Origin of the sequence: Kitasatospora sp. NPDC057595 (assembly GCF_042800875.1) — a bacterium.
Classification (GTDB): Bacteria; Actinomycetota; Actinomycetes; order Streptomycetales; family Streptomycetaceae; genus Kitasatospora.
Genome location: NZ_JBHVGL010000033.1, coordinates 26,432 through 39,595, shown reverse-complemented (window position 1 = coordinate 39,595; position 13,164 = coordinate 26,432). Strand labels below are relative to the sequence as shown.

Below are 13,164 nucleotides of genomic sequence, written 5' to 3'. Positions count from 1 at the left end.
CTCGACGTCGGCGGCCGCCTCGATGGCCACCGCGGCGTCCGGCTCGGCGAGCTCGGCGGCCTCCTCGGCGGCGAGCCGCGCGGCCTCCTGCTCCGCCACTTCCTGCTCGGTGTCCACCGCAGGCTCGACCCGGAGCGGGCGGCGCTCGGGCCGCTCCACCCCGGCCTCGGCCTCGACGTCGGCGGCCGCCTCGATGGCCACCGCGGCGTCCGGCTCGGCGAGCTCGGCGGCCTCCTCGGCGGCGAGCCGCGCGGCCTCCTGCTCCGCCGCCTCCACCTCGCGCTCGACCCGCCACGCGAGCACCGCCGGCAGGTTCTCCACGTCCGTCAGGGGTCGGCTGGCCACCGCGCGGTCCAGTGTCCCGGCAGGGTCCACTCCGGCTTCGGCGGCGGCCGCCAGGGCCTCGTCCAGCACCGCGTACGCCGGGTGGTCCAGCACGTCGTCCGCGTCCACGGCGTGCTCGGCCAGGGCCTCGCGCACGGCCTCGGCGAACTCCGGCTGAGGCTGCGTCGGCATCGCGGCGGGCACCGGTCCGGCGGTGGCCGCGGCGGCCGGTTCGCCGACGGCGGGCGGAGCCGTGAGCGGTTCCAGCGTCTCGCCAAGCTCCGTGATGATCAGCGGCTCTTGGCCGTTGTTGGCGTCCAGCTGGGCCGCGAAAACGGCCACTGCGCGGTCCATCGCCGCGGCGTCGGTCTCCGGTTCGCCGAGGGTGACGCGGGTCTGCTCGTCCTCCATGTCGGCCCTGGGCAGGAACAGCCGGGTGGACGCCTTGTCGCGCGACATGGCCGTATAGGCGCCGTTCGCGGCCAGGCCCGGCCCGTACACCAAAGCGTCCGCGACGGTCAGACCCTGGGCCTTGTGCACGGTCATGGCGAGCCCGTGGGAGAGGCCACCGCCAGCGATGTACTCAGACTCCAGCCACTCGCGGACAAGGCGGTGGCCGCCGTCGTTCGTCTTCTCGCGCCACTCGACCAACGCGCGCCGCTGGTCGTCCAGCTCGACCACCACGCCGCGGAAACCGTTAAGGACGTCGGCGGCTTCGCCACCGCGCCACGACCGGTAGTCGTTGCGGCGGATCATCACAATGTCGCCGGTGGTCAGGGCGAGGGTGCCACCGCCGGCCAACTTGTACTCGACGTCCTGGCCGGTGAGCTCGCCAAGCTCACGCCGGATCGCGCGGGCGGCCACATTGAGCTCGTCCACGGTCGCGTTCGTCGCGGCCAGCATCAGGGTGCTGGCGATCTGGTCGTGAACGCCTTCGGCGGGGTTCCGGAGCTCCTGCCAGGACACCAGCATGGCCGCCATGGCCTCCTGCCGGGTGTCCGTGACAGTGATGCGGCCACGGTCCGCGTAGGCGCGCAGAGCCTCGCGCCGCTCGCCGTCACGCCACATCTGCAGGGCGGCCCGCTCGACAGCATCGCGCTGCCGGTAGTTGGTGGACAGGGTGTGCCCGCCGACCACCTGGTGAACCGCCGCGAACGCGCCGCCGACGCCCGGTGACTGCAGCTGCAGCGGGTCACCAATACCAACGATCTTGGTCCCAGTGGTGGCCGCGTGAGTGAGAAGTTCGGCCAGCTGACGGTCATCGACCATGGCGGCTTCGTCCAGCACCAGCACGTCCACCCCGACCAGTCCGAGGGTGCCGCCACTCTGCCGGATGCGCTGCAGCAACAGCGCGACGGTGCTGGACTGGATACCGGCTTCCGCCCGCAAGTTCGCGGCCGCCACCGCCGCGGTGGATGCGCCGAGGACGACCCGGCCCTGAGCCTCCCACGCCATGCGGGCGACTTCCATAATCGTGGTTTTGCCCGCGCCGGCGACACCCACCACGGCATCCACGCCGTGCCCGTCCACCAGGATGCGGCGAAGTACGGCGAGCTGTTCGGCGGACAGCGCGAACTCGGGATTGTCGGCCCGCTGGATCGTCTGGTAAGTGGACACGGCCATGGCGAAAGTCGGCTCGTCCACCACGGCGGTGCCGGAGTTGAAGCGGCCGCGGGCCTCGCCGAGAATCGTCCGCTCGGCCACCACAATGTCCGCCGTGGTGTACCTGGCCGTGTTGCTGAGGTGGCCGGGCAGCTTCTCGTCCAGCCGGATCGTCAGGCCCCGGTGGGCCATCACCCGGTCCGTCAGCTCCTCGACCTGGGCCAGGCTCTGCACGCCGTGGGACACAGCGTCGGCGACGGCGGCCAGGGCCTCCGCGCGAGTGAAATCCTTCCGGTGGCTGGTCAGTCCTTCGTCGGTCCGGAACACCCATCGGGCGACGGCATCAATGTCCGACGGATCGCGGGGCAACTGCACCGCCTCGGGCTCGCCGGTCGGCGGCGTCGGCGGGGCCAGGACGGCGCCGATGATGGCGGCGGGGTCCTGGTCGGCCGCCCTGGCCTCGGCCTGCCAGTAGCTCCGCAGCGTCGAATCCGCTGCGGCCACGGCCTGCTCGTCCTTGCGCCCCGCGACGGCGGCCGCGGCCGTCTTCTGCTGGGCGCTGGTGGTCTCCTCGAACGGGATGCCGAGGGCTTCAAACAGCTTCCGGACCTCGGCGGAGCGCTTGCTGAACAGTGCCACGGTCTCGTCCGGGATACCGGTGATCTGCCAGACGTCGGTGTCGGCGTTGCGGTGCCACTCGAACCCCCACCGCTCGTGGGTGACGGCCCGGACTCGGGCCTGCATCAGGCTGTCGATCGCGCGCGCATGGCGGTACAAGTCGCGGCCGCCGGCGGCGATCGTGGACCACTGGCCGTCTTCGCCGTGGCCAAGGTTGGCGAGCGTCACGTGGCCGTGTAGGTGTGGGTCACCGAACGGCGCGTCACCCACCGGACGGGCGGCCCGGTGGAAGTTGACCCACCCCATCAAACCGGAGTTGCTGACGCGCTGGGCAGCTTCGCCGTCCCCATGATGGCCGCGCATCCCGTACGCGGTCCACTCCTCGGCGGCGCCCACCGACTCCACCAGCGAGCTGGTGAACACGCCTTCAAGCTCGGCAGCGAACTCGCCGTCCGCGAACGCCAGGGCGACGCTGAACGACTTGGGCATGGTGATGGTCAGGTCAAAGCCCTGGTTGCCGACCTGCACCCGCGCGTCCTCGTGCTGCAGGGCCTTGTCCATGGCGGCCTGCCCGTACAGCTCGATGGTGTCGAGTGACAGGGCGTCGGCGAGTTTGGCGACGTCGCCGAGGCGGACCCGGTGGGCGTCGCCGAGGCGGTGCACCCCGCGCTCCATGCGGCCGTACGCGGCCCGCTTGCGCTCGCTGTCGAACAGCTCGGCGGGCTCCACGCCGCGCTCGGCGGCAACCTGCTGGATGGCCTCGACCAGCGGCCGGGCGGCCAACTTCCCGCGGGCGTCCACGGCCATTTTCGGCTCCACCAGCGTCTCGCCGGTGAGCGGGTGCACGCCCTTCATCATGGCGCGGGCCATGTCGAACTGCTCGGCGGTCAGCTCGCTGCCAGCCTCGATGCCGAACTCACGCAGACCCGACCCGATCCACATCAAGGGACGTTCGTTGAGATCCATCCGGTAGGCGATCCGGGGATCGGCTTCCGCTGCGGCGGCGGCCTGCAGCTCCTCGCCGTAGACCTCGGCCGGGTCGCCCGCCCCGGCCGACTTCATCAGCCCGTGAATCGTGCTCGGCTTGATGCGGTACGACTCGCCCCGGGCGTCGGCCTGGGCGGCGACCCGGCCCCAAATCTGCCGCTGCCGGTCGCTGCCGAACAGCTCGGCCGGCTCCACACCGAGGGCCTGGGCATGCGCCCGAATCGCCTCGACCGTGGGGCCGGCTGGAACCAAAGAGGCGTCGGACGTCGCGCACCCGTGCAGGCCCGTTAGGCGGTATTCCACCTGGGCCTCGCTGGGTCCGATCGCCGTCACATACGCCACGTCCTCGGCCCCTCCTCTACCGGTTCTGGTCGGCGTCCCGACCAAGATCAACCACAGCGAAGCGTATCGTCACGAAGTGACGATACCTTAGCACTGTAAAGGATCTTGTCTCTTTTGCCCTTCGTCTTGACCTCAGTCATCTGGTGAGGTGTCGTCGGCCTGGTAGGAACCGTTAGAAACGGTGGGTTGACCACCACGACGTGCCGTCGGATCGGTGCGGACGGGCAGGTGGAACCTGGGCAGTGACGTCCGGCTGGTCGGCCGCCACTGCCGGGAGATGAACGCCGGTAAGGAGCCGGTGTACCTCCATCCGACGGGCGGCCAGGAATCTGCCACCGCCGGCGACCACTGCGGGCTACCATCAGCCCATGGCAGATTCTGAGGTTTTGACGGTTGCGGACCTTCGGCGCCGGCGGCGGGAAGCCGAGGCGCTGGACGCCCGCGTTAAGGACCTGGCGGACGTGCTCGTGGTCGGCACGCTCAAGGCGGCCGCCGACGCCGCCGACGCCGCCGAGAGGGCGGACCGCGCGGCGGACGAAGCGCTCGCCGTCGCGGTCAAGCTCTACGGCTCCGCGGCGACGGTCGCGGAGCTCACCGACCTGTCGCAGAGCGGGGTGGAATCCTCGGTCAAGGCGGTCCCCGCAGCCCGGGTTAAGGAACTCCTGGGAGAGCTGCGCAGAAAGGCCGAGGCCAAGGTGACCCGCCGGACGCGCCGAGGCTCCTCGGCGCCCGAGGCACCGACCGCCGAGGCGGACGTTCCCGGCCAGAATTCCACTGGCCCGGACGCCGCCGCCGACCCGGCCCCGGCAGCTTCCGTTAGCTGACCCGTGACCGGACTAGCGAACCCCCGCCGGGGCTGTTCCGCGCTGCTGCGGATCGGCCCCGGCGCCGCCGTGCTCGACGGCCCCCGCGGCGGGGGCCGCTGATGGCCGCTCTGGAGTCGTGGCAGCGACCGCCGTTCACCGACGCCGAGACATGGCGCCGTTTCACCGAAAAGGTGGTCCGGACGTCCGGCTGCTGGGTCTGGATTGGCGCGGTCAGTGACGGATACGGCATGTTCCACAACGCCGCGAACCAACTGCTCGGCCGGCGGTCGCCGACGGTCCGCGTGTCCCGCTTCCTCTGGGAGGCATACAACGGCGAGATGGCGGCCTCTCACGTCGTTCTCCATGAGTGCGATACCCCGCTGTGCGTCCGGTACGAACCGGGGGCTCAGCACCTGACGGCCGACACGCAAGCGGCCAACTTGCAGATGGCCGCCGCACGCGACCGGATCAGCAACGGGGCCCGGCTCGGACGGGCCGACCTGCGGGGCCAGCACCAACAATCCCTCGCGATCCGGGCCGCGATGCTCGCGGCCGTCGCCGAGGGCGTCACCGACCCGGACCGGCTCGCGGAAATCCTGGCCGCGGTCATCGCCAGGGGTGACCCCTTCGCGGCACAGCTCCCGCTGTTCTGAGCTGACCGCCCCGCGCGGTCACCACACCACCCGCGGCCCGCCCCGGCCGGCCGCCTCACCCGAGGGGGAACGATGGACGAAACCGCGCCGTCGACGGCGACCACGACCGCCAACCAACAATCCTCGATCGGCGGTCTAACGGATGCTGAACGCCACCTGGTCGGTGACCTGCACGTGGCGGTGACCCTCCTCGGTGACCCGCCGCCGGGATACCAGTACGTGAACGTGCTCGGGCTCCTGCTGGACGTCGGCCGGCTGTTCACGCCGCGGCCGTGGCCGGACGGCGGAACGCCGCCCGGCGAGCCGGGGAAGTGCTACACGGAATCGGTGGCCTGGGCCTGGGGCTCGCCGGACGGCCTGGCCTACGTGGAGGGGGTGGCCTGGACGGGGCGGTTCCCGCTCGAACATGGCTGGTGCAGCAGCGCGGACGGCCTGGTGCTCGATCCCACCTGGCCGGTCCCCGCGGCCGCCTATCTCGGCCTGCCGGTGCGGGCCGACGCCGCCGCGGCCTTGATGAGCGAACACGGGGACCGGCTGCTGGGCTACGGCACGGTGTGCTTGGACTGGCTGCGCACGGGGGTTCCGGGCGAGCTCCTGGTGGACGTCGGCCGACAGATACCGGCGGAGCTGACCCGCCCGACTCTGCAGGGCCTTTGACAGCCCTTCCACACCAACCGGTGAGGCACCCTTGAGCAACGACCGCACCACCCCCGCCCCGGTCTTCGGCGGTGTTCCCGTCGGTACGGCGGTGCCCGTCAGTACTCCCGCCGGCGCCCCCTTCGGCGCGGTTGCGGTAGGGGTGCCGACGCCGCCTCGACCGCCCCGCCCACCGGCTCCTGCAGCGGCGCTGGCGGGGCCTCGACCGGCGGCCGCGACCGGGCCGATTCGACGGCGGGCCGGCCTCCTCTCCATCGCCCCCGCGCTGGCCCTGCCCCTGGTGCTCCTGGTGGCCGCCGAGGCGGGCGAGCTCGACCGGCCGGACGTGCCGGTGCTGCAGCCGGTGGCGGGCCTGTGGCAGCCCCTGGCGGTCACCCCGACGTCGGCGGCCGCGCCGTCGGCCACCCCGGCCTCGACGGTCACCGCTGCACCGGTCCCGCCGGTGCCGGCCGCGCCCCCTTCGACCGCCCCGCCCGCCGACCCGCCCGCCGCGGACGGCGACGCGAGCGAGCCGGACGCCGAGGCGGCGCCCTCGACGTCGGGCAGCTCGTCCAAGCGGCCGCGGCCCGCCCGGCCGTCCTCGGCCGCCGCCCGGCCGCCGGCGGCTGAAGCGCCCGCCCGCCCCGCGCAACCGGGGCCGGCCCCGGCGCCGCCCGCCAGCGGCCCGGTGGTGCCGCTGCCGGGCGGGGGCTCGGGCGGGCTGTGCACGGCCGCGCAACAGGCCGGGAAGCTGTCGCCGAACCTGCTGCAGCTCTGCCACTCCATGTACGGCTGACCAATCGTCGCGTCGCCTTCGCTGGGCGGGACCTGCGCCGCGCCCGGTGAGCCGGACCCCTCCGTCAGCTTCCGTTAGATCCGCGCCCGGGAATGCGAGAGGGCCAGCCACCGCACTGGGCGGTGGCCGGCCCTTCGCCGTGACGCCTGGGACTACGCCGCGTTCCCCTCGCTCGGCAGCACGCGGGCGCCGACGTCGCGCGCCGCCGAGGCGGCGCGCTCGAACTGTGCGGCGGCGCTGGCCGCCTGGCCGACCAGGAACGCGACTTCGGCGGCCGACAGCTCGTCGGAAGTGGTCCGGGCCACCAGCGTCAGAACGTCGTCGCTGTCGGCGGTCAGCTGCTGGGCCTGGCGCCACTCGGCGAACCGCGCATCCGCCTCGGCCACCTGCTCGGCGTAGGTCTCCAGCCCGGCCACCCGGCGCTCGATCCCCTGCCGCGCGGTCGCCAGGGCGGCGGCGCGGACGTCCGTCTCGTCGGCGAGCCGCGGCCCGGCGGACTCGGCAGGGGCAGCCTGGGCTAGCCGGCTGTGCTCGGCCAGGGCCTCGGCCACCGCCCACACCTGGGCCGGCAGCATCACCGCGTTGCGTCGGCTGTCGATCACGTCGGTGCAGTGCACGGCGCTCGACAGAACGGCGTCGGCCGCGGCCTGGGCCCGTCCCAGCATCGCCCGGTCCGCCTCCGTCAGCTGCTCGGGCAGCACGTAGTGGCCGGCCGCCTTCGCGAACAGCTGGTGGTCGTCCGCCTCGGCGCGGCGCCACTGCTGCACCGCGCGCCACCGCCACGCCAGCCACCCCGCGACCGCCAGGAACAGCAGCACCAGCACGATGGATACTGCGGTGGTGGCCGCCGATGCGACGTCCTGGGCGTGCTGGGTGATGCTGCCGGGGCCGGCGTCCACCTCCTCCTCCCCGGCCAGGATCGGGATCACGATGCCCGCGGCCGCGGCCGCGGCGACGGTGGCGGCCACCGGGCCGACGACCGACGGTCCCACCACCTCGACGGCGGGGGCCGACGACGGGCGAAGCATGCCCGCCGCGGCCTGGTCGCTGACGAACTCCCGAACCTCGGTGTCGGCCTGCGGGTCGATGGCCACCGACACCGCCGGCGGCCGGTCGGGCTGAGTACTGGTCATGGTGGGCTCTCCTGGGTCGGGTTCTGGTGGGTCATGCCGCGCCGAGGGGTGCCGTACTCCTCGGCGCGGCCGGTACGGGGTGCGACGGTAGCGCGGGGCTTCGTCACGCGCCCGGAATTTGCGCCGGTGCGCCCACCGGCCACTCCTCGTCGGGGAGGGGAACCTGTCCGGGTACCGCTCCGATCGTCGGCCCGATGGGCGGCAGGCCGTTGTCGGCCGTCCTGGGTTTGGTCGGCTGCCGCCGCCGGACCGCCTTCGTCTCGCCGGTGTAGGTCTCCAGCGCGCCGCGCAGCCGGTTCCCCGCGGGAGTGTCGGGCAGCCTCATCGCGTTGACCCGCAGCGCGCCGACCGCGGCACGGGCCTGCCCCACCGCGTCCGGCTCGCCGGTCTCGACCGCCCGCCGGAGCTCCTGCAACCGCTCGGCGGCCTGCTTCGACAGGCCCGGCTCGGCGCCGCTCAGGAACGGCTCGGCGGCGGCCAACACCGGCGGCCCGTGGCTGGGCCGATTCGTCGGCAGGCCGGCCTCCTCTCCTTCGTCCCTGTGCTGGCCCTGCCCCTGGCGCTCCTGGCGCCCGGGACTACGCCGCCTGCTCGCCCGTCGGCGGCGCGAGGGTGCCGGCCTCGCGCGATGGGCCCGAAATTCTTCGGGCCCATCGCGCCCGCGTGGCCGTCTGCTGCAGTCTCCCGGGAGACCTATTCCCAGTCCTCGTCAGGGTCGGCCGAGCCCGCGCGGTGCATAACGGTGGTGGTGTCCGAGGGCAGCAGGATTGCCAGGTCACCGAGGATCGCGTCCAGGGCATCAAGGCCCATCGTGCGGCCCCAGGTGACGGCCAGGACGGGGGAGTTTTCGTCTTCGGTTTTCTCGGCCCCGGCGTAGGCCTGCCGGGCCTCGCGGACGACGGGCAACATGGTCTCGCGCGCGGCCTGCAGGGTGCCGCGCATCGCGGTGACATAGGCCTGGTAGGCGGCACCGTTGAACTGGCGCTCAGCCACGGGGGTTCGCGGGTCGGTGGCCCCGTCCCTGTGCTCTCGCAGGAAGTCGTCGGCCTCGCGGATGCCCGTCCACAGTCCGTCGGGCTTGCCCAGCGCGCGGTACGCCCCCACCTGGTGACCGAGCCGGATGAGCCGCCGCAGCATCTCGGCGCGGGTCACGCCCGCTTCGCCGGCCTGCTGGTCGACCGCGTCCAGCAGGGAATCCGGCAACTTGACCTCCGTGGGTCGCTTCTTCTCGCCGATCCTGGGGCGGCCGCCCTTGTCCCGCTCGCCGAAGAACCGGCGGACGGCGTCCTCCTCCTCGTTGTGGCGGAGCCACGTACGCGCCTGGCTGTCGTCAACGAACTGGTAGCGCGCCTGGTCCTCCGCACCCTCGCGCCAGCGCTGGAGCACCCACTTGCCGCCAGCCGTCCGGTAGAGCGCCTGGTGGCCGTCCGGCCCCGTCCAGCTGTTCACCGACACGTGCCGGTCCAGCCGCTTGTCCCATCGCGTGTTCTCGGCGAACTTCTCGGCGGCGTCGGGGTCGAACTGGCTCACCACCGGCGGCTCGTCCACCTTGGGGTCGTAGTAGTCGTGCACGTCGACGCGGGCCATGGCCGTCTCCTCGGAGAGGGGTGCTGTGCGGGGGCTCCCGCACAGCACCAAGCTAGCATGTTTTCACCCGCGAAAACCTGAATCTGAGGTTTTCACGGGCGGAAACTGACGTTCGATGGCGGGGCGTCAACTGGCCTGTCACGATAGGTGATTACCGATATATGCTGCTTATCGATAATCACAGAACGTTTTCACCGCCACACTGCATGTGACGGCTAGTGAGGAGTAGGACGATGACTGACACCTGCCCACGGTGCGTGGGTCCGCTCGCTCTGTTCCCCGGCGACCTCGGCGGCGGCTCGCGGACGGCCACCGACCGCTCGGTGTCTATCTGCGGACTGTGCTGCACGAACGAAGCGGTGCGCGACGACGCCGGCCTCGCACCGATCCCGCCGACCGAGTGGCCGGTGGACGTTGCCACCCTGCAGACCTGGCGCGCGCGGTGAGCCCGTACCGGGGCCCGGCCCGGCTGCTCGGCATCATGGCGGCGCTCTTCGCCGCGGGCGCCGTGCTCTGGCTGGGCGTGGTGCTGTGGGGCCAGGCCGCCGGGTGGAACACGGCCGGGATCCACGCCGCCGCCGAGGGCGGATGGTGGACCGGCGGCGTCGCTGCGGCGGCCCTGGCCATCCGGCTCCTGCTCCGGGCCCTGGCCGAGGGAGAGGAACGGTGACGGAGCACCAGACGCTCGCGCCGGCCGCCGACCTGCTGTCGCCCCGTCCGGTCCCGCCGACCGGGGCGACGTGGTGACTGCGGGCGGGGACGTCGGCCTGGTCGTCCCGCACAGTCGCACGGACGGGCTGCCGCTCGCCGGAGAGAGCCCGTACCCGGAGTCGGAGGAACGGGTGGTCACCGCCTCCGGCCGGGTCATCTCCGCCCGCACCGCATGGCGGGCGGCGAACTCGGTTCCGCGGGGGACGCGTTCGGCCCGGCGCTCGCGGGTCGGGGCGTTCGCACGGTGGTGCGCCGAACGCGGCCGCGTGCCCACCGAGCCGGGCACGGTGCCGGACTACCTGACACACCTGGCGGACCTGCGGCACCCGGAGTCCACCCTGGTCGCCTACCTCGGCACGCTCGGCGCCTGGCTGGCGCTGGCCGGCCACCCGCTCGACGCGGAGGACCGCCGACTGTGCCAGGGCGTCCTCAACCAGCGTGCCGCCGCCGAGGCCTCCGAGGGCACCGAGGCAGCCGGAGCGCTGCAAGCCACCCCAGTCAGCCTCGCCGACCTGGCGCTGATGGTGGGCACCTGCGACCGGTCCACCCCGCGCGGACTGCGCGACGCATACGCCCTGCTCCTGGACTGGTTCATGGCCGGCCGGTGCTCGGAGCCGGCCGGCCTCGACCGCCCGGACGTGGTGGAGCTTGAGGCCCGCTACACCGACCCGGCGACCGGCCGGCCGGTGGTGCGGCCCGCACTGCAGGTGACCATCCGCACCGACAAGACCAACCCATACGGGCGGCGGAGCCACCGGGTGCGGATCGTCGGCCAGGACGACCCGGCGCTGTGCCCGGTGGTCGCTCACCGGCAGTGGTCCGCTCTTCTGGACGACGTCGGCGCCGGACCGGACGGGCCGCTGCTGCGTCGCGTCGACCGGTGGGACCGAGTCGCCGGCGCGGGCGGCCACATTCCGGCCGGACGACACCCGCGCGATGCTCGGCGGTTGTTCGGGATCGGCGACCGGACGATCCGGAACGTGATCGCGAAGAGGGCCGAGGCGGCCGGCCTGGTGCGGCCGTGGGAGCCGGAGGAACGGGTGGTGCTCAGCACAGCGGCCGGGGATGCGGCGCTGGCGGCCCTCGACGCCTCCGACCGGGAGGACTTCCGGGCGGACCTGCGCGCCAGACGGCGGGCTCTGCGACGGCGGCGGGCCCGCTACACCGGGCACTCGATGCGCCGCGGCCCGATCCGGGAGATGCAACGCAACGGCGCCCACCGCGACACGATCGAGCAGCACGCCCGGTACCGGCCGGGCTCGCGGGCGCTGGCCCGCTACCTCGACGACGTACCGGACTGGACCCGCAACCCCACCACCACCCTCACCCGGCAGGGCTAGAACACCGGCGGCCGGCGGCAACCCAACACCGCCGGCTGCCGGTCGGACCGAGTGCCGGCGCGCCCGCCCCGGTGCCCCGGTTACTCCTCGTCGGGGAGCGGGACCTGCCCGGGTACCGGCCCGATGGGCGGCAGGCCCTTGTCCGCCCCCCTGGGCCTGGTCGGCTGACGCCGTCGGACCGCCGTCGTCTCACCGGTGTAGGTCTCCAGCGCGCCGCGCAACCGCGTCCCCCTGGGGGTGGCGGGCAGCCTCATCGCGTTGACCCGCAGCGCGCCGACCGCGGCACGGGCCTGCACCACCTTGTCCGTCTCGCCGGTCTCGACCGCCCGCCGGAGCTCCTGCAGCCGCTCGGCGGCCTGCTTCGACAGGCCCGGCTCGGCGCCGCTCAGGAACGGCTCGACGGCGGCCAACAGCTCGGCCTCGGCGTCGGCTCCGGCCGGAGCCTCGGGCACCTCGACGGTGGGCACCTCGGCAGCGGGCACCTCGGCGGCGGTGCTGTCCGTACGGGCGTCCGCAGCCGGCACCTCGGCGGCCGGCAACAGGTTCTTGGTCAGCTCGCGTCGAAGCTCGTCGGCGGCAGTGTTGGCGTCGGCGGCACGCTGGATGGCGGCCTTCAACTGCTGCTCGAACTGGCCGCGTTCCTCGGCGAACTCCTCGCGGAGCTTCCGGCGCGCGTCGTGGGCCTCGGCGCGTTCCGTCGCCAGTTCGTCAGCGAGGGCGGCGTATCGGCGGTGCAGGTCCTCGGCCCTGCCCTTCTCCTCCGTTGCGGTCTGGCGGAGCTTGTCACGCTCGGCGGCGGCCTGGGCCACTTCCTCGGCGGCCTTCTCGCGCGCGGCCACCAGTGCGGCCTTCGCCTCGTCGACCGTCTTGGACGCAGTCTCAACGACGGTGGCGGCCTCAGCCCGGACGGCGGCGGCCTCCTCCTGGACCTGCTCGACGGTGGCGGCGGCCTCGGCGTGGGCTGCGGCGATCCGCTCGGCGGCCTCGGCCCGGACGGAGGCCTCGCGGTGCAGGGCGTTGGCGGCCACCATCAGCCACAGGGCGCCGCCGGCGATGGCCTCCTCGGCGGCGGCCTCGGCCTCCTCCTTCTGGGCCGCCAGTTCGGCGTGCTCCTGCTGGACGCGGGCGAGCTCGGCGTGGGCGTGGGCGAGCTCGGCGGCGTGCGTCGCGCGCTCGGCCTCGATCTGTACGGACACCGCCTCGGGGTCGCCGAGGGTCTGCAGCTGCTCCAGCAGGGCGGCGAACACGCCGGCCTGCTCGGTGCTGGTCCGCTGCTGCTGGGCCAGCAGCCGGCCGGCCTCGCGCAGCAGGTCCCGGCCGCGGATCTCGCTCATCTCCACGGGACGCTCGGGGTCGTCGGCCGGCGCCTCGGCGGCCGACCTGGCGGCCTGGGCCCGCAGCTCCGTCCGGCGCCGGTGGGCGGAGGCCTTGGTGTGGTCGGGGTTGTCGCAGAAACCGGGCGGGCGGCCGGACGCCCCGTCCCCCGGGGCCACGGGGAGGCTGCAATCGGGGTAGCGGCACACCCCGGGGGGCTTGGGGGCGAGCAAATCGGACGGCTGGGTCACGGCAGGACTCCCTGACTCGCTGAGGGTGGGCGGCCGGGGGCCGCCGGACGGAGGCAACGCCTCG

The 13,164-nt window shown here is 73.5% G+C and carries 12 protein-coding genes; 7 read left to right on the top strand and 5 right to left on the bottom strand.

Annotation, left to right across the window (positions count from 1 at the left end; translation table 11 throughout):
• Positions 1-3,873 (bottom strand): MobF family relaxase (gene mobF, locus ACFU9E_RS33090; RefSeq protein WP_380715583.1); only part of this gene is annotated, 3,873 nt, incomplete at its 3' end.
• 368 nt (positions 3,874-4,241) lie between these two features.
• Between mobF and ACFU9E_RS33085 the strand changes: the two genes are divergently transcribed.
• The 4 genes from ACFU9E_RS33085 to ACFU9E_RS33070 all read left to right on the top strand — a co-directional run bounded on the left by ACFU9E_RS33085 (position 4,242) and on the right by ACFU9E_RS33070 (position 6,764).
• Positions 4,242-4,697 (top strand): hypothetical protein, encoded by a 456-nt coding sequence (locus ACFU9E_RS33085; RefSeq protein WP_380682381.1) that lies wholly within the window; start codon positions 4,242-4,244, stop codon positions 4,695-4,697.
• A 101-nt stretch (positions 4,698-4,798) separates the two neighbouring features.
• Positions 4,799-5,332, top strand: a complete 534-nt coding sequence (locus tag ACFU9E_RS33080) for a hypothetical protein (protein ID WP_380682382.1) — start codon at positions 4,799-4,801, stop codon at positions 5,330-5,332.
• Between the two features lie 72 nt (positions 5,333-5,404).
• Entirely contained in the window at positions 5,405-5,989 is a 585-nt protein-coding gene (locus tag ACFU9E_RS33075) for a hypothetical protein (protein WP_380682383.1), read from the top strand.
• A gap of 280 nt (positions 5,990-6,269) precedes the next feature.
• Positions 6,270-6,764 (top strand): hypothetical protein, encoded by a 495-nt coding sequence (locus tag ACFU9E_RS33070; RefSeq protein ID WP_380715581.1) that lies wholly within the window; start codon positions 6,270-6,272, stop codon positions 6,762-6,764.
• A gap of 152 nt (positions 6,765-6,916) precedes the next feature.
• Here the strand turns inward: ACFU9E_RS33070 and ACFU9E_RS33065 are convergent, their stop codons facing one another.
• The 3 genes from ACFU9E_RS33065 to ACFU9E_RS33055 form a co-directional block, all read right to left on the bottom strand.
• Positions 6,917-7,897, bottom strand: a complete 981-nt coding sequence (locus ACFU9E_RS33065; protein ID WP_380684231.1) for a hypothetical protein — start codon at positions 7,895-7,897, stop codon at positions 6,917-6,919.
• A gap of 103 nt (positions 7,898-8,000) precedes the next feature.
• Positions 8,001-8,381: a hypothetical protein gene (locus tag ACFU9E_RS33060; protein ID WP_380684230.1), complete on the bottom strand. Its 381-nt coding sequence runs from the start codon at positions 8,379-8,381 to the stop codon at positions 8,001-8,003.
• A 209-nt stretch (positions 8,382-8,590) separates the two neighbouring features.
• The gene (locus ACFU9E_RS33055; RefSeq protein ID WP_380684229.1) at positions 8,591-9,484 is read right to left on the bottom strand and encodes a CopG family transcriptional regulator; all 894 of its coding nucleotides are present in this window, start codon (positions 9,482-9,484) and stop codon (positions 8,591-8,593) included.
• Between the two features lie 233 nt (positions 9,485-9,717).
• Between ACFU9E_RS33055 and ACFU9E_RS33050 the strand changes: the two genes are divergently transcribed.
• The 3 genes from ACFU9E_RS33050 to ACFU9E_RS33040 all read left to right on the top strand — a co-directional run bounded on the left by ACFU9E_RS33050 (position 9,718) and on the right by ACFU9E_RS33040 (position 11,535).
• Positions 9,718-9,930, top strand: a complete 213-nt coding sequence (locus ACFU9E_RS33050) for a hypothetical protein (RefSeq protein WP_380684228.1) — start codon at positions 9,718-9,720, stop codon at positions 9,928-9,930.
• Positions 9,927-10,154 (top strand): hypothetical protein, encoded by a 228-nt coding sequence (locus ACFU9E_RS33045; protein ID WP_380684227.1) that lies wholly within the window; start codon positions 9,927-9,929, stop codon positions 10,152-10,154. Before ACFU9E_RS33050 ends, ACFU9E_RS33045 begins: the two co-directional genes overlap by 4 nt.
• Before the next feature lie 70 nt (positions 10,155-10,224).
• On the top strand, positions 10,225-11,535 hold the full coding sequence (locus ACFU9E_RS33040; RefSeq protein WP_380684226.1) for a hypothetical protein: 1,311 nt from the start codon (positions 10,225-10,227) through the stop codon (positions 11,533-11,535).
• Between the two features lie 80 nt (positions 11,536-11,615).
• Here ACFU9E_RS33040 and ACFU9E_RS33035 read toward each other — a convergent pair whose 3' ends face one another.
• The gene (locus ACFU9E_RS33035; RefSeq protein WP_380715579.1) at positions 11,616-13,028 is read right to left on the bottom strand and encodes a hypothetical protein; all 1,413 of its coding nucleotides are present in this window, start codon (positions 13,026-13,028) and stop codon (positions 11,616-11,618) included.
• Positions 13,029-13,164 lie beyond the last annotated feature (136 nt).